This window comes from Kribbella sp. NPDC023855 (genome assembly GCF_040639475.1).
Taxonomy (GTDB): Bacteria; Actinomycetota; Actinomycetes; order Propionibacteriales; family Kribbellaceae; genus Kribbella.
Genome location: NZ_JBFAAA010000012.1, coordinates 177,457 through 197,248 on the forward strand (window position 1 = coordinate 177,457; position 19,792 = coordinate 197,248).

Annotated in this window: 20 protein-coding genes; 14 read left to right on the forward strand and 6 right to left on the reverse strand. The window is 68.6% G+C overall.

The genetic code is table 11. The features are described 5' to 3' along the window. Positions 1–19: 19 nt before the first annotated feature. From AB0F51_RS32410 to AB0F51_RS32435, 6 genes are all read right to left on the reverse strand, one after another. Positions 20–952, reverse strand: coding sequence for a TAXI family TRAP transporter solute-binding subunit (locus AB0F51_RS32410; protein ID WP_360285980.1), 933 nt, complete (start codon positions 950–952; stop codon positions 20–22). A 62-nt stretch (positions 953–1,014) separates the two neighbouring features. Continuing rightward, positions 1,015–2,400 carry a HAMP domain-containing sensor histidine kinase gene (locus AB0F51_RS32415; protein ID WP_360285981.1) on the reverse strand — a complete coding sequence of 462 codons (1,386 nt, stop codon included), beginning with the start codon at positions 2,398–2,400 and terminating at the stop codon, positions 1,015–1,017. After that, positions 2,397–3,050 carry a response regulator transcription factor gene (locus tag AB0F51_RS32420; protein WP_360285983.1) on the reverse strand — a complete coding sequence of 218 codons (654 nt, stop codon included), beginning with the start codon at positions 3,048–3,050 and terminating at the stop codon, positions 2,397–2,399. The genes AB0F51_RS32415 and AB0F51_RS32420 overlap by 4 nt, the downstream gene beginning before the upstream one ends. 4 nt (positions 3,051–3,054) lie before the next feature. Beyond that, positions 3,055–4,350 carry an MFS transporter gene (locus tag AB0F51_RS32425; protein ID WP_360285984.1) on the reverse strand — a complete coding sequence of 432 codons (1,296 nt, stop codon included), beginning with the start codon at positions 4,348–4,350 and terminating at the stop codon, positions 3,055–3,057. 127 nt (positions 4,351–4,477) lie between these two features. Next, positions 4,478–5,179, reverse strand: a complete 702-nt coding sequence (locus tag AB0F51_RS32430) for a pentapeptide repeat-containing protein (RefSeq protein WP_360285985.1) — start codon at positions 5,177–5,179, stop codon at positions 4,478–4,480. A gap of 26 nt (positions 5,180–5,205) precedes the next feature. Beyond that, positions 5,206–6,066: an ROK family protein gene (locus AB0F51_RS32435; protein ID WP_360285986.1), complete on the reverse strand. Its 861-nt coding sequence runs from the start codon at positions 6,064–6,066 to the stop codon at positions 5,206–5,208. Positions 6,067–6,172: 106 nt separating this feature from the next. Between AB0F51_RS32435 and AB0F51_RS32440 the strand changes: the two genes are divergently transcribed. From AB0F51_RS32440 to AB0F51_RS32505, 14 genes are all read left to right on the forward strand, one after another. Continuing rightward, positions 6,173–7,015: an alpha/beta hydrolase gene (locus AB0F51_RS32440; protein ID WP_360285988.1), complete on the forward strand. Its 843-nt coding sequence runs from the start codon at positions 6,173–6,175 to the stop codon at positions 7,013–7,015. Positions 7,016–7,103: 88 nt separating this feature from the next. After that, the gene (locus tag AB0F51_RS32445) at positions 7,104–7,970 is read left to right on the forward strand and encodes a hypothetical protein (protein WP_360285989.1); all 867 of its coding nucleotides are present in this window, start codon (positions 7,104–7,106) and stop codon (positions 7,968–7,970) included. A gap of 58 nt (positions 7,971–8,028) precedes the next feature. Then, positions 8,029–8,709, forward strand: a complete 681-nt coding sequence (locus tag AB0F51_RS32450; protein ID WP_360285990.1) for a YcnI family protein — start codon at positions 8,029–8,031, stop codon at positions 8,707–8,709. Between the two features lie 2 nt (positions 8,710–8,711). Further along, on the forward strand, positions 8,712–9,227 hold the full coding sequence (locus AB0F51_RS32455; protein ID WP_360285991.1) for a copper resistance CopC family protein: 516 nt from the start codon (positions 8,712–8,714) through the stop codon (positions 9,225–9,227). After that, on the forward strand, positions 9,224–10,210 hold the full coding sequence (locus AB0F51_RS32460) for a CopD family protein (protein ID WP_360285992.1): 987 nt from the start codon (positions 9,224–9,226) through the stop codon (positions 10,208–10,210). The genes AB0F51_RS32455 and AB0F51_RS32460 overlap by 4 nt, the downstream gene beginning before the upstream one ends. Before the next feature lie 37 nt (positions 10,211–10,247). Continuing rightward, positions 10,248–10,733, forward strand: a complete 486-nt coding sequence (locus tag AB0F51_RS32465) for a MarR family transcriptional regulator (protein WP_360285993.1) — start codon at positions 10,248–10,250, stop codon at positions 10,731–10,733. A 249-nt stretch (positions 10,734–10,982) separates the two neighbouring features. Continuing rightward, positions 10,983–12,521, forward strand: a complete 1,539-nt coding sequence (locus AB0F51_RS32470; protein ID WP_360285995.1) for an ABC transporter substrate-binding protein — start codon at positions 10,983–10,985, stop codon at positions 12,519–12,521. Next, a complete protein-coding gene (locus AB0F51_RS32475) occupies positions 12,522–13,460 on the forward strand; it encodes an ABC transporter permease (protein WP_360285997.1) in 939 nt (312 codons plus the stop codon). After that, positions 13,457–14,263 carry an ABC transporter permease subunit gene (locus tag AB0F51_RS32480; protein ID WP_360285998.1) on the forward strand — a complete coding sequence of 269 codons (807 nt, stop codon included), beginning with the start codon at positions 13,457–13,459 and terminating at the stop codon, positions 14,261–14,263. Before AB0F51_RS32475 ends, AB0F51_RS32480 begins: the two co-directional genes overlap by 4 nt. Next, a complete protein-coding gene (locus AB0F51_RS32485) occupies positions 14,260–15,813 on the forward strand; it encodes an ATP-binding cassette domain-containing protein (protein WP_360285999.1) in 1,554 nt (517 codons plus the stop codon). Before AB0F51_RS32480 ends, AB0F51_RS32485 begins: the two co-directional genes overlap by 4 nt. Continuing rightward, the gene (locus AB0F51_RS32490; protein ID WP_360286000.1) at positions 15,810–16,898 is read left to right on the forward strand and encodes a pyridoxal-phosphate dependent enzyme; all 1,089 of its coding nucleotides are present in this window, start codon (positions 15,810–15,812) and stop codon (positions 16,896–16,898) included. Before AB0F51_RS32485 ends, AB0F51_RS32490 begins: the two co-directional genes overlap by 4 nt. 10 nt (positions 16,899–16,908) lie before the next feature. Further along, positions 16,909–17,703 carry a phytanoyl-CoA dioxygenase family protein gene (locus AB0F51_RS32495; protein WP_360286001.1) on the forward strand — a complete coding sequence of 265 codons (795 nt, stop codon included), beginning with the start codon at positions 16,909–16,911 and terminating at the stop codon, positions 17,701–17,703. After that, positions 17,700–18,518, forward strand: coding sequence for a DUF364 domain-containing protein (locus AB0F51_RS32500; protein ID WP_360286002.1), 819 nt, complete (start codon positions 17,700–17,702; stop codon positions 18,516–18,518). Before AB0F51_RS32495 ends, AB0F51_RS32500 begins: the two co-directional genes overlap by 4 nt. Continuing rightward, complete coding sequence (locus tag AB0F51_RS32505) at positions 18,515–19,741, forward strand: MFS transporter (RefSeq protein WP_360286003.1); 1,227 nt, start codon at positions 18,515–18,517, stop codon at positions 19,739–19,741. The genes AB0F51_RS32500 and AB0F51_RS32505 overlap by 4 nt, the downstream gene beginning before the upstream one ends. The last annotated feature ends 51 nt before the right edge of the window (positions 19,742–19,792 follow it).

Below are 19,792 nucleotides of genomic sequence, written 5' to 3' on the forward strand. Positions count from 1 at the left end.
CGAAGCGGCGACGGAATGATCAGCCGTACATCCGCCGGTACTGCTCAACCGCACCCGGATGAAGGGAGATCGGAGCGCTGACGACCAATGACTGCAGATTGAGGAACTGTGCCCCAACCGCTGACGGCGGGATCAGGTTGCTGGCGCGGCGGACGAGCGTTTCGACGATCCGGCGCGCAGCCGCAGCCGGCAGATCCGGCCGGCAGAGCAGGAGGTTGGGGATGCCGACGACGCTCACCGGCGTCGTGCCGCGATACACGCCGGCCGGCACTCGCACGTCCTGGTAGACCGGACCGTAGGTACGCCGCAACGCGCCGAGCCAGCCGTCGAGTGGGATCAGTCGCAACGGAACGCTGCGGCTGAGCTTGTCGAGCGTGGAGGTCGGTACGCCGCCGGACCAGAACATCGCGGTGATCTTGCGCTCGGCCAGGGACTTGGTGGCCTGCTCCAGGAGCAGGTGGTCCACGGTGCAGGTGACGCCGGCCGTGGTCAGAAGCCGGTCTGCCGTCACGGCGGCGCCCGAGCCGGCAGCACCGGCGGAGATCCTGGTCCCTGCCAGCTCCCGGAGAGTCTTGTACGGGCTGTCCGCGCGGACCACACACTGCAAGTAGTTCTCGTAGACCCGACCCAGCGCGGTGATCTCGGGCCCGGGCGTCACGGTGTCGGCGAGGCTGAGAGCCAGGTCCGTCTCGCGGTTCAGGAGCAGCCGAAGGTTCTCCTTGCTGCCGGTGGTCGGCCGTACGACGATCTCCCTCGCGACACCGGCGAAGTCGAGCTGAGCCGCCAGCAACTGGGCGAACTCCAAATAGAAACCACCGGCCTCGCCGGCAGCGATGGTCAACCGGCCAACAGCAGCATCCCGCGGCCCACACCCAGCCAACAACGCCCCCACGCCGCCCGCCAGCACCGTACGCCGAGCCACGATCCGCCGCGGCTCCCCAAGCCCCGTCATGCGGTTGCCCCAAGCCTCGTCATGAGGTTGCCCACCCCGATCATGAGGTTGCCCCACCCCGGTCATGAGGTTGCCTCAGGCAACGTGATGACAGCGGTCAGTCCATGCGGTTCGGTCGGCACAAGCTCGAGCCGCCCACCCGCAGCCAAAGCGGTCTGTTCGGCGATGGCCAGCCCGAGACCCGTCCCCAGCGGCGTGACACCCCCACGCCAGAACCGCTGCGTGGCCAACTCCAACTGCTCCGCCGGCAACCCAGGCCCGTCATCCGCAACCCTGACCTCGATCGAGCCGTCCCCGAGACGAGCCGCCGCCAGTACTACGGTCGCTCCGCTCCCCGCGTACTTGATCGCGTTGTCCAGCAGCGCCCCGATGAGTTGCCGCAGATCGTGTTCCCCGGCAGCGGCGACCAGCCCGTCGGACACCCGTAGTACGAGGTCGATGCCGGCCGCCAGAGCAGCCGGGCGCCAGATCTCGAGTTCCTCCGTCAGCACTGCGCCGACCAGGCACTCCTCCGCTGCGAAGGCAGCGCGCCCGTCCGTGACCCGACTCTCCAGAGCGGCGAGCTTCAGCAGATCGCTCAGAACATCTTCCAGCCGTTCGAGATCATCCTGCAGATGCGCGAACGCCGGACTCGCCGGATCCCGCAGCTCCGGGGCCAGGCCGTCGATGCGCAGCCGGATCGAGGCGAGCGGATTCCGCAGCTGGTGCGACGAGTCGGCCACCATCTGCCGCTGCACATCGATCGAACGCTGGACGGTCGCACCCATCACCTCCACGGCCCGCGCGAGCCGACGCAGCTCAGGCGGACCACTCGCTTCCAGCGGCTGATTCCAGGTGGCCGACCGGCCAAGCTCGACCACCGCATCCTCCAGCTGCCGAACCGGGCGAATCACCCAACGGGCAGTCCGGGACGCCATGAACAGCAACAACAGCGCAGCCGCGATGGCTGCCGCACAGATGATCAGCCACAACCGGCGGACGTCACCGATCGCCCGTGAGCTGTCGACCGCGAGCACCACCGCCCCCTCCGGCTCATGCGGAGATCCGACCGGCGTGGCGATCAGCGTGCGAGCAGAGCTCCACGGACGCAGAGGATCGATAGTGAGCTGCGGCAGCTCCCGGGCGGCGAGATCGGCGACGGTACCGACGCCGGGTGAGGCCATCGAAAGATCGCCGGTGGACACCACGACCTTGCCCGAGGCATCGGTCACCAGGACAGCCTCGCCGTACAGCTCCTCGTGCCGGTCGGCCTCGATTCGCACGCTGCTGTAGTCGTTCTCGGCGGCCGACCGGTCGGCGAGCCCGGCGAAGCGGTCGAGCGCGGCGCTCCTGGTCAGCTGCAAGCGCTGGGTCTGCGCGTCGGAGACGGCCGCAAGGAACGGCAGCAGCAACGCGGCCAGCAGGACGAGCGAGACGATCGCGAGCACGCCCATCAAACGCGCTCTCATGGTTCGAGCCGGTAGCCGAAGCCGCGGATCGTGGTGATGACCGGTTTGCCGAGCTTCATCCGCAACTGGTGCAGGTGGACATCCAGCGCATTCGACTTGGTCAGGAACGCGTCGCCCCAGATCTCGTCCTGGATCACCTCCCGGCTGACCGCCGTACCGGCGCGGCGAGCCAGTACGGCGAGTACGTCGAACTCGGTCGGGGTCAGGTGGATCACCGAGCCGTCGACGGTGACCTGGCGCAGGCCGAAGTCGATCTGCAGACCACCCGCGCTGTAGCCGGTCCCGTCGAGTTCCGCGTGCCGGTACCGGCGTACGGACGCCTCCATCCGGGCCAGCAGTTCGGCCAGCCGGACCGGCTTGACCAGGTAGTCGTCGGCCCCGAGGCGCAGGGCGAGGACCACCGACCGTTCGTCGTCGCGGCAGGTCAGCACGATCACCACCACGTCGTCGACCCGGCGGAGCTTGCGCAGTACCTCCAGCCCGTCGATGTCCGGCAGGCCCAGGTCGAGCAGGATGACCTGGGCCTCGGCGTGCCGGAGCAGTACGTCGGCGCCGCGGTGGACCAGTGTGACGGCGTACCCGTTGGCGCTCAGGACGTCCCGCAGGGCGCGGCCGACCGGCTCGTCGTCCTCGGCGATGAGAGTACGCATTGCGTCATTGTGCCGCCGGAGTGCGGGGACGCCGCACTGGACGCGGCCCGTTCTGGTCGAGGGTCGACTTGCCGCGGGTCTCCGACATGACCAGGTAGACGATCAGGCTGATCGCCGCGCAGCCGCTGACGTAGTAGTAGAAGGCCGACTCGTGACCGGCGTCCTTGAGCCAGAGCGCGACGTACTCCGCGGTCCCGCCGAACACGGCCACCGTCACGCCGTACGGCATGCCGACGCCCAGTGCGCGGATGCTGGTCGGGAACAACTCGGCCTTCACGATGGCGTTGATCGAGGTGTAGCCAGTGACCACGATGAGCCCCGCCAGCATGAGCAGGAAGGCCTGTACCGGGGTCGCGTCCTCCAGCGCTGTCAGCAGCGGGACGGTGAGCAGCGTGATGCCGGCGCCGAAGAAGATCAGCAGCGGCCGGCGGCCGATCCGGTCGGAGAGCATGCCGCCCAGCGGTTGCAGCAGGACGAACACCAGCAAGGCCGCGAAGTTGATCCACGTCACCGTCGTCTTCTGCAGCCCGGTGGTGTTCACCATGAACTTCTGCAGGTACGTCGTGAACGTGTAGAACGCGACCGTGCCGCCCAGCGTGAGGCCGACGACGGTCAGTACGGCGCGCGGGTGCTTGGCCAGCTCGGCCAGCGACCCCTGCCGGAAGCGGCGCGACGCGGGCTGCGCCTCGAAGGCCGCCGACTCATCCATCGACCGGCGCAACCAGAAGACGATGACCGCGGCGACGGCACCGATCACGAACGGGATCCGCCAGCCCCACTCGGCCAGTGCGCTCTTGGAGAGCGTCTGCTGCAGCAGGATCTGTACTGCGAGCGCCACCAGCTGGCCGGCCGCCAGGGTGACGTACTGGAAGCTGGAGAAGAAGCCGCGCCGGCCCTGCGTCGCGACCTCCGACATGTACGTCGCGGAGGTGCCGTACTCGCCACCGACCGACAGGCCCTGCAGCAACCGTGCTGTCACCAGCAGCACGGGTGCCGCGATGCCGATGCTCGCGTGGCCCGGAGTACACGCGATCACCAGCGAGCCGGTGGCCATCAACGTGACCGACAGGGTCAACGCGGCTCGCCGGCCGTGGCGGTCGGCGTACCGGCCCAGCAGGAAGCTGCCGACCGGGCGCATCAGGAACCCGACCGCGAAGATGCCCGCGGTGTTGAGCAACTGGCTGGTCGTGCTGCCCTGCGGGAAGAAGACCGGCGCGAAGTACAGTGCGAACGCGGTGTAGACGTACCAGTCGTACCACTCGACCAGGTTGCCCATCGAGCCTTTGAAGATGTTGCTCACGACTCGTCGTGAACTGTCAGGTGCCGAGGTTCTCACGATGCCTCCAGGTGGGTTTGCCGCCTTTCTGCGTCACTGTCCGGGCTGCGGAAAGTGGCGGCAAGATCACCTGCGCCATCCTTAACTCGCCTTAAGAACCCGCTTCCGGGGAGTCGTCCGGGTCGCCGAGTTTGATGCCCAGGGCCGAGGCCATCGCGATCGTGACGGCCAGGGTGTCGATGGGGGAGGAGTTGGCGATGGTCGCGCCGGCCAGGCTGCCGATGCCGCGGGTGCCATCCCAGGTGCAGTCGACGAACACCGCGCCGGTGGCGGTCACCTGGGAGAACTCGACACCGGTCAGGTCGCAGCGGCGGAAGACCGTGCCGGTCAGGTCGGCCGAGACGAAGTCGGCGCTCTGCAGCCGGCAGTCGGTGAACTCGACCTTCACGAACTTCGCGAACCGGAACGAACTGAAGTCGAGGACCGAGTCGCGCACGGTCACGTGCTGCAGGTTGCTCCCCGAGCCGGCGAATCCGGTCAGCCGCGACGACGAGATCGCCAGCCGAGTGCCCGAGGCGTCGGCCCAGCGCGCGTTGGCCAGATCGCAGTGGTCGATCTCGAGGTCGACCAGGATCAGCTTGTCCAGGTCCGAGCCGCCGAGGTTGACCCTGGTCAGCCGGCAGCCGCTGAGCTCGAGGTGTTCGGCGAGCAGGCCGCCGAGATCCTGGTCGGTCAGCGCGAGATCGGTGAGCCGGTCCTCGTCTTCCACCTCGTCGGTGGTCAGGGTCTTCTCGTCGAGCTGCGTGCGCAGCCGAGGAGTGGCGATCCGGACGGTGGGTTTGCGAGGAGGCATGTCCGCCACCGTAGCGACCGCCTCCGTCAGTTTTCGGAGCCCGTACTGCGCTGGTAGTGCGCGGCCGCGCCGATCAGCGCGGAGTGCTCGGTGTCGGCGGTGGCGCTGACGGGGAACGGGAACACATCGGCCACCACGTCGAACGCGCCGGAGATCGAGCCGCCGAGCACCACCCGAGTCGCCCCGAACCGCTCGAGCCACGGCACGAGTGCGTCGGAGAGCACCTCGAACGCGCCAACCAAGGCGCCCTTGGCGTTGGCGTCTCCCGCCCGGGCAAGCTCCGCAATCTCCTTGACGCCGGTACTGCGAGGCGGTGGCGAGCCGAGCAGTTCGGCGTACCGGGTGAGGATGGCTCGGGCGGAGATCCAGTCTTCCAGGGGGCGGTCGTTGTAGGTGGTGCGGTAGAGCTCGCCGCCCGGTGGGACCGTGTCGCCGGTGCGGATGGCTCGGCCGCTCGCTAGGAAGGCTGAGCCTATTCCGGTGCCGATGGTGATGCCGGCGCAGCGGTCCAGGCCTCGGAGCTCGCCCGCTGACCACTCGCCGACCGTGAACGCCTCAGCGTCGTTCAGGAAGATGACCTGGTCGAGGCCGAGGCGCTCGCGCAGGCTTTGGCCGAGGTCGTGTCCGTAGAGCGAGGCGAACTTGTCCAGCTGGTACCACGCCACCCCGGCCGCGAAGTCGAACGGCCCGGGCAACGCCACCGCCAGACCCTTTGCCAACGGCAACTGCTGGGCGGCCGCGCACAGCTCGCCGATGATCGAGTCGGCATCGGCCTTCGAATCCAGCCCGGCCCGATGCACGCCCTCGACCACCCCGGTCGACGGCGACACCACCGCCGCGGTCACGTGACTCCCACCGATCTCCAGCACCGGCACACCAGAACTCATGCCGCCCATCATCCACGACGGCCCGCCAACGGGCTCGTGCCTTCGCGGTGTTGGTCTGAAACGTGGCGAGCCGCCGATCGGTTGCGGGGCCGGGCAGACTGGTCAGATGGCAGAACTCGTCGTCGACGGTGTGAAGGTCAGCTACCACGTTGCCGGCTCCGGGCCTGTCTGCCTGGTGCACTCCGGCGGTCCGGGCATCCACTACGACTACCTGCGGATGCCCGAACTCGAGCAGCAGCTGAGCATGGTCTACCTCGAGCCGGTCGGAACCGGCGCCTCCGACTTGCTGGCCGACGGCAACTACTCGATGGAGAGCTACGCGTACTACGCCGCACAGGTGGCTCAGCAGTTCGGCGAGGAGAAGGTGTTCTTCCTGGGCCACTCGCATGGCGGGTTCGTCGGGCTGCAGTTCGCGCTGGACTACCCGGACCTGGTGCGCGGGATCATCGTCTACGACGGGATGGCGTTCAACGGCAAGGAGCTCGGCCAGGAGGCCAAGCGCCAGCTCGACGCGTACGTCGCCCGCCGGCCCGTTGGTGACCCACTGGCCGCGCAGGTCCAGCAGGCCTGGAACGAGGACTCGGAGCTGCCCGACGACAAGGAGCGCCACCTCGACAACCTGCGCCGGCTGCTCCCGGTGTACTTCCGCGACTTCGAGGAGATCGAGCCGCGGCTCGCCGACTGGTTCACGCTGATGGACCTGACGATCGACCCGAACCGGCAGCCGTCCGCCTGGGACATTCGTGACCGGCTGGGCGAGATCGACGGACCGGTGCTGGTGATCGTCGGCGCCTACGACTTCATCTGCGGGGAGAAGTGGGCGCGTCAGTTGCACGACGGGATCGCCGGCTCCGAACTCGTCGTACTGGCCGGCAGCGGGCACTTCGGCCATCTGGAGGAGCCCGAGGAGTTCTTCGGTTCCGTACTGCGGTTCGCGGCGGCGCACTGAGCCGGGAACCAGCGGGACCTGCCCAAACGTAGAGTTGAGTGGAGGGCGGTTTTTTGGCCGCCACCGCGACTGACGAGGGTTACCGGGCTTGCGTGCCGAGACCAGTGCGACCTCCGCGATCACGGCGCTGAGCGTCGCGGTCGCGGCGCTCGGCCATGCGCTGGCAGGCGGATCCGTCTCGCTCACGGCGCTGCCACAGCTAGTCGTGCTGGCCGCCGTCGGCTGGTCTCTCGGAGAACACCTGAGCGGCCGCCGACACCTGACCCTCGGCTTCCTAGCCACCCTCCAACTCACAACCCACCTCACCCTCGACGCAAACCACCCAACTGCCCCGACGGCGACGGACCCCGCCGTGACGAGCCACGCCGCGGGGCTCGGCCCGACGGCCGACGCCGCGACGGCGACGCACCACGCCGCCGTGGGGCACGCCGTGCAAGCGGCAGACCACGCCACGCTGGGGCACGTCGTGCAAGCGGCAGACCACGCCGCGACGGCGGACCACACGACGCTGGCTCACGCCGCCACGGCGGACCACTCGGCGCTGGCTCACGCCGCGGCAGCGGACCACTCGGCGGTGGGGCATGGAGCGGTGGACGGCGTGGCGGGGATGGATGCGGCGTCGGCTTCGGTGTCGGGTGTGGGTGAGGCCGGCGTCGGGTCCATGGGTGGGATGCATGACGGGGTTTTTGGGGCGGTGGGGATGTCGGTGGCGCACTTGGTGGTGCTGCTGGCTGGTGTGCTTCTGGTGGGGAGCACTCATCGGTGGGTTCAGCGGGTGTTGGGGATTCTCGCGCGGCTGGCCCCTCAGCTCCCCGTACCCGCCGTCGCGATCCCCGGTGTGCGCGCAGCGCTGCTCGGCGTACCGGAGCAGCCGCGGCTGACTCAGCGGTGGCTGACCTCGGGTGTCTCGCGGCGCGGGCCTCCGCAGTACCGGGTTCTCGCAGCTCTGTACTGACCGTCCCGCCATCGCGTGGGACGGTTCGAAACCGTTGCCCGCGAAGGGTTTTTCTGTCATGCCCCAGAAGTTTGTACTCCGTGCTGCCGCGATCGCCGCGGCCAGTGCGCTCATCCTGGCCGGAGCCGCCGGTTCTGCCTCCGCCCATGTCACGGTGTCGTCGCCGGACGCCAAGCCGGGCGGTTACGCCAAGCTGGTGTTCCGGGTGCCGACCGAGTCGGACAATGCCAGCACCACCAAATTGGTCGTCTCGCTGCCGAAGGACCACCCGTTCGCCCATGTCGGCGCGCAGGTGAAGGACGGCTGGAAGGTGGTCAAGACGACCGAGAAACTCCCGCAGGCGGTGAAGGTCGGTGACGTCACGCTGTCCGAGGCGATCACCACCGTCACCTGGACGGCCGCGGCGGGCGGCGTACCGCCGAACGACTTCGACGAGTTCGCGTTGTCGGTCGGCAAGCTGCCCGAGGGCGTCGACTCGCTCAACTTCCCGGCGGTCCAGACCTACAGCGACGGCGAGGTGGTCAAGTGGGAGGAGCTCGCCAAGGACGGCGCGGACAAGCCCGAACACCCGGCGCCGACGCTGAAGCTGGTCACGGCCGTGACGCCGGTGGCGGCCAGCACCGAGGTGGATAATCCGGACACCCTCGCCCGCGTGCTGGGTGGAGCCGGGTTGCTGCTCGGACTAATCGGGCTGGGACTCGGTCTGCGGGCCGGGCGGACGCGGAAGGCGACGCCGTAATCGTGCGTCGAGCAGCCGCTGTGCTGGTGGCGTCGCTGCTCGTCCTGGTGGGTTCCACCGGGACGGCGGCGGCGCACGCCAAACTCGAGTCCATGACGCCGGCCGACGGTTCGACCCAGGCCGTGCCGCCGACGGAGGTCGTGCTGACCTTCAACGAGCCGGTCGGCAGTACCGGCGCCGTGGTGCAGGTCAAGTCGCCCAAAGGGACCAACGTGTCCACCGGCGAGCTCAAGGTGATCGACAAGACCGTCACCCAGCCGGTCGACGGGCTGGTCGACATCGGCAAGTACACCGTCGACGCCCGGATCGTGTCCGCCGACGGCCACCCGATCACCGTCACCGCCAGCTTCACGATCACCCACGCCGGCCATCCGGCCACGCCGGTCGCCGGAGGGCCGCCGACCAAGGACAGCGGGTCGAATGTGGTGGTGATCGTCGCGATGTCCCTGGTGATGCTGGTCGTCGTCGCCCTGGCCATCGTGATCGTCCGCCGCAGGCCCGCGCCGCCGCCGCAATGAGAAGGGTTCTAGGGCTTGGAGTTGTCGCCGCAGGAGTCGTAGTACTGGTAGCCGCTTTGGTGCTCGCGGGCGGCGCGCCGAAGCCGCTGCCCGCGGGCCTGATCGGCGCCGGTCAGGCGACGTCGTGGGCACTCCCCGTACTACGCCTGCTCGCCGACCTAGCAGCTGTCGCCACTGGCGGTGCAGTGCTGGCAGCCGCTTGGTTGCTTCCAGCAACAGACAGAAGTCTTTCCGGAGAAGGTCTTCGGGCCTGCCAGGATGCTGCTGTCACTGCGGGGCTGTGGGCCGTGGCGAGTATCGGATTGTTGCTGACCAACGCCTCGGTCATCCTCGGCGTACCGCTGTCGCAGTTGGCCGCGAGGGCTGGGGATGCCGGGTCACTCGACCAGGTCAGGGCGCTCGCGCTCACCGTCGTACTGACTGCTGTGCTTGCGGTGATCCTCTCGGGTGCTCGCACGGTTGCGACCGCGCGGGTCGCGCTCGTACTGATCGCCGCGGCGCTGACCGGCCCGCTCCTGACCGGGCACGGCGCGATCGAGCGGACAACCTTCTGGTCGGTGCTCGCAACCGCGTCGCTCGTCGTCCACGTCTTCTGTGCGACCGCGTGGATCGGCGGTCTCGGTTCGGTGATCCGCTACGGCCGTGAGCTGCCGGTGACGGTCGAGAAGTTCAGCCGCCTCGCCTTGGTCTGCGCGGTGACGATCGGGCTCACCGGCCTGCTCACCGCCGAGATCCACCTCGGCGGTCGCGACGACGGCTTCGGCCTCATCACCCAATGGGTGACCACCGGGTACGGCGCATTGGTCTTCGCCAAGGCAGTCGCCTTCGTTCTGCTCGTGTGGATCGGCCAGCGACACCGGCAGCTCACGCTCCCGGCACTGACAGCCAACGAACCGGCCGCCTTCTGGCGCCTCGCCGCCGTCGAGCTCCTCGTCATGGCCGGCACGGTCGGGCTCGCCGTCGCCCTGTCCCGTACGCCGTAGCTCAGTGACATGTCAACAGGCCACGTACGATGGGTGGATGAAGGAGACGCGGTGGCTCGATGCGCGGGAGGCGCATCTTTGGCAGGCGTACCGCGACGCCTACCGTGAGCTGACCACGACGCTCGAAGGCCGCCTGATCCGCAACTCCGGGCTGTCCGGTGCGGATTACGCGCTCCTGCATCCACTCTCCATCGCGGAGTCCGGCGTACTGCGCACCCGCGACCTCGGCCGCTCGATCGGGTGGGAGCGTAGCCGCCTGTCGCACCAGGTCAGCCGGATGGAGAAGCGCGGGCTGGTGGTTCGCGAGGAGTGCGAGTCCGACGCCCGCGGCTCGATGGTCCGGTTGACCGAGGCCGGCCGGGTCGCGATCGAAGCGGCCGCGCCGGACCACGTGGACGCGGTCAGGAGCCACTTCCTCGACCAGCTGACCCGCGAAGAGCAGGACCTGCTCGCCAAACTGCTCGACCGCGTCCTGGCCGACCTCCCCACCCGCGCCGCCGACACTCCCATCGCGGACTGCTGACCTTCCTTCGCACCGCCGCCGACCACCTTCCTCCCGTCGCAAGGGCGTGGAAAAGCTGGTGGTGACTGCCAGTACTCGGCGTCCGGACGCGGTGACACGCCGTTACGGGCGACGGGCGCGCGGGGTCTGACGGAACAATGAAGAGGTCCGTTCAGATGCGCCTGAATTTGACAACTATTTTCATTAACGGCAGGATTCTGACCCGACGACCACCCGTCGTCGGAGCCCCCGACCGTGAAGGAAAAACGGATGTCCGATGCTCTGAACAGACGGGGATTCCTCGGCCTGGCCGGCGGTCTGGGCCTGGCCGCGCTGACCGGTTGCGGGTCCGGCGGCAGCACTGGCGCCGCTGCCCAGCCGAAGGCGGGTGGCCGGCTGCGGGCCGTCTTCGCCGGTGGTGGCGCCAAGGAGGTTCTCGACCCGCACGTGCAGAGCCTGTTCGTCGACATCGCCCGGCACAAGGCGATGTACGAGAAGCTCGTCGAGCTCGGGCCGGACCTGAAACCGTTGCCACGCCTGGCCGAGAAGTGGGAGCCCGACGCGCAGGCCGCGACCTGGCGGTTCAGTTTGCGGGACGCGACCTTCCACGACGGCAAGAAGCTGACCAGCGAAGACGTGCTCTACAGCCTGGCCCGGATGGCCGACCCGGCCGCGCCGGAGCGGGTCGCGCAGTCGTCGCTGGCCGCGCTGGATCTGCGCCGCTGCAAGGCGATCGACCCACGCACCGTCGAGCTCGTGCTGACCGCCCCGAACGCCGAGTTCCCGGCGTTGCTGGCCGGGATCGGCACCCAGATCGTCCGCGACGGCTTCAAGGACCCGACCAAGCCGGTCGGTACCGGGGCGTTCAAGTTCGTCTCGTTCGAGGCCGGCCGCTCGATGGTCGCCACCCGGTACGACGACTACTGGGACGGCGCGGCGAAACTCGAGGAGCTGCACATCCTCTCGGCCGACGCCGAGGCGCGCGCGAATGCGTTGCAGGGTGGCCAGGCGGAGTACGCGAACGACATGACCGCGACCTTCGCCCGGACCGCCGAGGCGGGCAAGACGGTGAAGATCGTCGCGGCCAAAGGCAGTACGACCCAGGCGTTCGTGATGAAGGTGGACCAGGCGCCCTTCGACAACCCGGACGTCCGGATGGCCTTCAAGCTGCTCGCCGACCGGCAGCGGCTGGTGGACGTCGTGCTCGCCGGTCGCGGGGTAGTGGGCAACGACCTGTTCGGCAAGGGCTTCCAGTACTACCCGGCCGACCTGCCGCAGCGCGAGCGGAACGTCGACGAGGCGAAGGCCCTGCTGAAGAAGGCGGGCCTGCTGAACAAGGAGGTCGAGATCTTCACCTCCGACGCCTCGGCGGGTTTCGTCGAAGCGGCGACGCTGCTCGCCGAGCAGGCCGGTGAGGCGGGCGTGAAGCTCAAGGTCAGCACCGGCAGCGCCCAGACCTACGCGAAGGACCTGCTCACCAAGGGCGTGCTGGGCAGTCACCGCTCGGGCGCGATGCCGATCCCGCAGTACATCACCGACCGGTTGCTGTCGAAGTCGCCGTTCAACGTCACGCACTGGCGGCAGCCGGCCTTCGACGCCGCGTTCGCGGCCGCGCAGGTGCAGACCGACGAGGCGGCCCGGACGGCGAAGTACGGGGAACTGCAGAAGACGTTGCGGGACACCGGGGGCATTCTCGCCTGGGGGCATCCGGACTTCATGGTCGCGGTCGCGGCCAAGGTGCAAGGCGTCCAGGCGGCGCCGCCGAATACCTTGGAGTCGGCCCGGTTCGACAAGGTGTGGCTGGCCTGAATGCGGTCCTATGCTGCCCAGCGGGCCGCATTGGCCCTGGTCCAGCTGGCCGTTCTGTCGATCCTCGTCTTCGTCCTGACGGCGTTGCTGCCCGGCGACGCCGCGGACATGCGGTTCACCGAGACGCTGACACCTGATCAGGTCGCCCGGCTGCGCGAGCAGCTCGGCCTGGACCAGCCGGCCCTCGAGCGGTTCACGCACTGGTTCAGCAACGTGCTGACCGGCGACCTCGGGACGTCGCTGATCAGCGGTGGCCCGGTGCTCGACATCGTCAAGGCGTCGGCTGGGGCGACGCTTGTTCTCACCCTCGCGACGCTGGCCGTCGTCGTTCCGCTGGCGGTTGCCCTCGGCATCTTGATGGGCACGCGCGAGAATGGCCGGCTGGACCGGACCATCACCTCGATCACGCTGGCGCTGAGCGCGATCCCCGACTTCGTCATCGCGGTCGTGCTGGTCGCGCTCTTCTCGTTGAAGCTCGGCTGGTTGCCCGCCACATGGGTCGGTGGATCGCTGCTGGCAAGCCCAGTGCTGCTGGTTCTCCCGGTCGCTGTTCTCCTCGGCCGCACGGTCTGCCTGCTGTCCCGTCAGGTTCGGGCAGGAACGATCAATGCGCTGCACGCCGACTACGTCGTACAGGCTCGGCGGCTCGGGGTTCCTCGGCGGCGGTTGCTGCTCCGGCATGTGTTGCCGAACGCGGCGGTTCCCGGTGTACAGGAGTTGGCGAGGACCGGAGACACCTTGCTGGGTGGGGTTCTCGTGGTGGAGGCGATCTTCGCGATCCCCGGGTTCGCGACTGCGCTCGTCGACGGGGTGGAGACGCGGGACGTGCCGGTCGTCCAAGGGTTGACCTTGGTGCTCGCGGTCGCCGCGTTGCTGATCAACCTCGGCGCCGACCTCGTCTGCAACCGGCTGGTTCCGCGAACGGAGCTGCTCCGATGAGAGCCCTCAGAGCCCGTACGCCGCTCGCCGTGTCCACGTTGCTTGTCCTGATTCCCCTGCTGGTGGCGCTTCTCGGCCCGATGATTTCTGTGGACGTCAAACCCGGTCTGCCGTACGACAAGGCTGGTGTACTCGGCACCGACGGGCTCGGCCGAGACGTTTTCAGCCTGCTGCTCGAGGGTGGTCGCACGGCTCTCGGTATGGCGCTGGGCGCGGTCGTCACCGCCTACCTCATCGGCGGAGTGATCGGTCTGGTCGCCGCTTCCACTCGGCACCGGTGGGTCGACGAGGCGTTGATCCGGCCGCTCGACGTCCTGCTGCCGTTGCCCTCGCTGCTGGTGATCAGCGTGGTCGCGGTCGGTTGGCGCGCGTCGCCTCTTGCGATCACGCTGGCGGTTGCCATGGTCAACGTCCCGACTGTCGCCCGCCTGGTCCGGGCGGCTGCTTTGGACGCGGCCAGTGGGCCGGTGGTCGAGGCGCTACGGATGCAGCGGGAGAGCTGGGCCGGCATCCATCTCGGGTACGTCGGTCGCGCGGTCCTCGGGCCAGTGGCCGCCGACATCGGCACGCGGATCACGCTAGCCGTCTTCCTTGTTGCTTCAGTCAACTTCCTCGGTCTCGGTCTCAGCCCGACCGCGCCGGACTGGGCGGTCAGCGTCTCGCGGAACCGCGAGGGACTGCTGCTGCAGCCGTGGGCGGTGCTCGCGCCCGCGTTGCTGCTGGTGTCGTTCACGCTTGGGTTCAACCTGCTGGCCGACCGCCTGGTGCACCGGACCCGTCGGCTCGTCGAGGTCAAGCGATGAAGCCACTGGTGAAGGTCCGCGGGCTGGCAGCCGTGGCTGGTCAGAGCATCCTGGTCGACGGCGTGGACTTCGAGGTGTGGCCGGGGCAGGTAACCGCTCTGGTCGGCGCCTCGGGTTCCGGCAAGACCACGTCTGCACTGGCCCTGTTGGGTGAACACGGCAACGGTGTGACGCTGACGGGCTCGGTGGAGGTCGATGATCAAACGGTTGTCGACAGCAACGGTGTGACAGCCGCCGCCGCCAAGGTCCGCGGACGTGTAGTTGCCTACATGCCCCAACACCCGGGCAGCGCGCTCAACCCGGCTCGACGGATCGGTGCCGGCCTCAACGAACTGGCCAAGCTGCATCATCCGGGTGCCGACGTCGTACCGGAGGCACTGCGGGCAGCCCAGCTTGCAGACGACCGTGCCACGCTCCGGCGGTTCCCGCATCAGTTCTCCGGTGGCCAGCGGCAACGCATCGCCCTGGCGCAAGCCCTCACGTGCCGTCCGAAGGTGCTCGTCCTGGACGAGCCGAGCACCGGCCTGGACTCGATCACCCGACTCCAGTTGGTCGGCGAGCTGACTGACCTCGCCGATGCGGGCCTCGGCATCCTGCTGCTCAGCCACGATCTCGACCTCGTCAGGGCCCTGGCCCACCGCGTCGTGGTGCTGTCCGCCGGTCGGGTGGTCGGCGATGTCCTTCCCGCCACTGAAGCACGGACCGTCGGCGCGGCAACTCGTAGTACCGGAGAGCCGTTGCTACAGGCAATCAATGTGTCGGCATCATTGCGCACCCGGGGCCGTGACCCGATCCTGCAGGAGATCGATCTCGCGGTGCCGCCAGGTGGCTGTGTCGGCATCGTGGGTCGTTCGGGCAGCGGCAAGACAACCCTCGCGCGCTGCCTCGCCGGCCTGCACGAGCGCCACACCGGTCGCATCACTTTGGCCGGCGAAGACCTGCCCGTACTGCGAAAACGCTCCCTCGACCAGAACCGCCGCGTCCAGTACGTCTGGCAAGAAGTCCGAGGCTCCTTCGACGAACGCCGACTCGTCGACGAACAAGTAGCCCGTACTGCGATACGCCTACGCGGCCTGATCCCGACCGCTGCCCGAGACGAAGCCGTGGCAACCCTGGCAAGGCTCGGCGTCTCGGCGTTGATCGCCGCGAGACCGCCCAGCCAACTGTCCGGAGGCGAGCTCCAGCGAGCTGCTCTCGCGAGGGCTTTGCTCGCGCGACCCGACGTCCTGGTGTGCGACGAGATCACCACGGCGCTCGACGAGCACGGCACCGCGCTGGTGGTCGAACTCCTGAACGAGCTGAAGGCCCAGGGCACGGCCCTGGTGTGGATCAGCCACGATCTCGGATTGGTGTCCGCTGTCTCCGACCACGTGCTGGTGCTCGACGCCGGCCGGGTCGTCGAGCAGGGGCCACCGGCAACGGTGATGACCGAACCGAGCACCGAACTGACCCAGCGGCTGGTGAGGGCCGCTCTGGTCGGGCAAGAACCCCCGGAAGCGCCGCCCGTGCTGACCAGTAGTGCCGACACGAGGAGCGATCCGCACCGATGAAGCCTGCCCTGCTGCACGATCACCTGGCGGAGGCGATCAAGGACCCGGACCCGATCCGGGTCGGCGACGACCTGATCTGCCTGCGGTTCGAAACGATGAAGGTGTATTCCGCGCTCGGAGCGGTGCGCCATCTGCTGGAGACCGGCGCGGTCCAGCCGGGCGACACGTTGATCGACAGCTCGAGTGGGATCTACGCCCATGCGCTGGCGCTGGCCTGTCATCGGTACGGGATGAAGTGCCACATCGTCGGCTCCACCACGGTGGACCGGACCCTGCGGATCCAGCTGGAGATCCTCGGCGCCACCATCGAACAGGTGCCGTCCTCGAACAACCTGCAGCTCGACCAGAACCTCCGGGTCCGCCGGATCAGCGAGATCCTGCAGGACAACCCGACGTACCACTGGATGCGGCAGTATCACGACGACATCCACTACCTCGGGTACGGCGCGGTGGCCGAGCTCGTCGCCGAGGTGGTGCCGTCCGGGCCGCTGTGTCTGGTCGGGGGAGTCGGCACGGGCGCCTCGACCGGTGCGATCGCGCAGTACCTGCGGGACCGCGGGCGGGACGTGAACCTCGTGGGCGTCCAGCCGTTCGGCAGCATCACGTTCGGTGCCGGGCACACGCAGGACCCGGAGATGATCATCGCCGGGATCGGCAGCTCGATCGAGTTCCGCAACGTGCGGCACGAGCTGTACGACCGGCTGCACTGGGTGTCCTTCGACTACGCGATGTCGGCCGCCGTGGACCTGCTGCGAACCAGCGGCGTCTTCGCCGGCCTGTCCGCGGGCGCGGCGTACCTGTCCGCACTGTGGGAGCACACCTGTGACAGCGGCCGCACCCACGTCTTCCTCGCGGCCGACACCGGCACCCGGTACGTCGAGTCGGCTTTTTCCCGCCATGCCGAGGCGCGGCCGATGGCCAGCATGCAGCCGCGGGAGATCGATTCGCTGGACCAGCTCGCGGTGCCGTGGTCGGCGATGTCCTGGGACCGGCGCGAAACTGTGCTGGAGGCCGGCGCTACCCCACCGTCCCGCACGGGCCAGTCGCAGCGCCGGGAGTTCCCATCTGCGACTCCGTCGCATTAAAGTGATCTTCATGAGTACCGGCTACCTGCTCCTGCCGCAGTTGTTCACGGCAACGGAAGTCGGCCGCCTGCGCGACGCGGCCGAGCAGGTCCACGCCGAGGTGGTGTCGGCCGCGGAGGCGGGGGAGACCGACCTGACGGTCTGGCCGGACGGGCACCAACTCGAGGAGATCCGCGGTACGACGATCCACTGGGAGCCGGATGCTGTGGGTAAGGCGGTGCGGAGCCTCGCGCCGGTGGCCCACCTGCACCCGGCGCTGGCCGAGTTGTGGACAGAACCGCGGCTGACGACCCCGATGGAGTCGTTGATCGGGGCACCGGTCGGCCCATTCGTGTCGAAGCTCAACTTCAAGCGGGCCGGGGTCGGGTCGGAGTTCGCCTGGCATCAGGACTTCCCGTACTGGTACTGCTGCGCCGGCGATCCGGCGTACGACATCGCCACCGCGATCGTGATGCTGGACGACAACACCGTCGAGAACGGTGCCATGACGCTGATCCCCGGCAGTCACCTCGAAGGCCCAGTTCGGCGGGACCCGCTCGAGCCCACGGGGCTGTTGGTCGACCCACTGGCTGTCGACGTCCAGCGCGCGGTGACGGTGACGGCGCCGGCCGGGTCGGTGCTGATGTTTCCGGGCTTGATGGTGCACCGGTCCGCACCCAACCGAACTGCTACCGACCGCCGATCGTTGCTGTTCTGCTTCCAGCCTGCTGGACGTCCAGAGTTGTCCGCCCTCAACTATCACGCCGAAAGGCTGTGTTCGATTCCATGCCCACCCCACCGCCCCAGTCAGGCAGATCTGCCATGACCGCTTCCGTGGCCGCCCTCACCACCGCCGTCCTCAACGGGGAGCATGGGCCTGCGCCCTCAGAGCTCAGCGTCACCAGCGCCTTCTGGCTGCACCACACGACCCGGCTGCCCGGCGCTGACGTCACCTATCGCAACTACTACGTGCTGCTGCGGGTAGGCGAGGTCTTCGGCGCCTGCTCCTTCGAAGCGGGCGAGCTGGATCCGTCGTACTGCGCGGAAACCTCCGGGCTGCCGCTGTCCGAGTTGATTGCCGATGGCCCCTTACCGGTGCGGATCGCGGCCCTGGACGCCTACCTGGCCGCCGTCGAGCCACACCATCTCTCGGCCCAGGCCGAAGAGGTCGTCCTCCCAGCCGGTACTCCGGACGTCCGCGCCCGAGCCCGTGATGCGGCGGTCGCCGGACTGCTGGATGTCACCGAGGGGTCGAAGGTCGCCCTGATCGGCGTCGTGAACCCGTTGGTCGAGGCAATCACCGCATTGGGTGGCACCTGTCTGCCCTGCGACTTCAACCTCCGCGAAACCGCCTCCGGAATCCCGGTTTCCCGCGACATGACGCAAGTTGTCGACGCCGCCGATGCCGTGGTGGCGACCGGGATGACCTTGAGCAACGGCAGTTTCGACACCTTGCTAACTAGTTGCCTGCAGCAATCGAAGCCGCTGGCCATCTATGCTCAGACCGGAAGCGCCGTCGCCCGTGCCTTCCTCGGCTCCGGCGTCACCGCCCTGTCCGCGGAGCCCTTCCCCTTCTCCCAGTTCAGCGCTCGTCCGACCAGCCTCTATCGCTACCGCAAGAACGGATCCCACACGCCGTGACCACCACGACCGAAGTACGCAGTACAGGAGAAGTGCCGGGCGACTGGCGGATGGCCAAGCGGTTGTGGCCGTTCCTGCTCGCCTCGGCCGTCAGCCTGATTCCGTTCACCGTGTTCGGCATGTACCTGGTGCCGATCGCGGCGGCGGCCGACGGAAGTGTCGCCGAGATCGGCGGTCTGCGAGGACTCGGAGGCCTCGCAGCCCTCATCGTCGGCATCGCGCTCGCGCCACTCGTCGACCGGCTGGCCCGGGAACTGGTCGCCGCCGGCGGCCTTGCCCTGCTCGGCCTCTCGGCCGCACTAGGAGCCATCGGCAACGTTTTCGCGCTGGCTACCTTCTGCCTGCTGATCGGCGCCTCGACCTCGATCCTCGCCCCTTCGATCGGTGCTGCGGCCGCGGACCGCTTCACCTCACCCGCCGCCGCCGGCCGCGCCGCGACGCTCGTCTCGGCGACCACGTCGATGATGGCCATGCTGGCCGCGCCGGTCCTCGCAGTACCGGGCCTGTTCTGGGGCTGGCGGGGCAACCTTGTCGCCGCGGCGGTGATCTCTCTGGCGCTGTCCGCCGCGTTCTTCTGGCGGGGCTGGGGTCGCAAGGCGCCGCTGCGAACCGATGGAGCGAAGCGGATGAGCTACCTGGCGACGTACCGGGCCCTGGCCCACATCCCGGGTGCTCTGCCGCTGTTGGGTGTAGCGATGCTGAGAACGGCCGCCTTCATGGGCTATCTCGCTTACCTGGCGGCGTTCTACGACGAGAAGTTCGACCTGGCTCCCGGCTGGTTCGCGCTGGTGTGGTCGCTCAGCGGCGCATCGTTCTTCGTGGGCAACCTCTTCGCCGGCCGCTACCTGGCCGCGGACCGGCCGTGGCTCAGCTCCGAGAAGACCCTGCTGCTGGGCCTTCTGGTCGCCCTGCTCGCCGTCTCAGCCTTCTACTTCGCCCCGAGTCTTCCGCTCACGCTCCTGCTGACCTCACTGATGGGCGTCGCCCACGCCACCGTCGCCGCCTGCGTCACGACATTGCTGGTACGCCGCAGCGACGCGCTCCGCGGCTCCGCGCTCAGCGTCAACGCCGCCGGGATGAGCATGGGCACCTTCGTGGGCGCGGCGGTCGGCGGCGCGGGACTCGGCCTCGGCGGATTCCCCGGCCTGGCACTGGTTTTTGGCCTGATCACCTTCGCCGGCGTCCTGCTCGCACTCCGTGTCCGGCCGATAACTCAAACCTGATTGCAGATTTTGACATGAGATCGGGCGGAGTACCCGGCCGGGGCCTCTGAC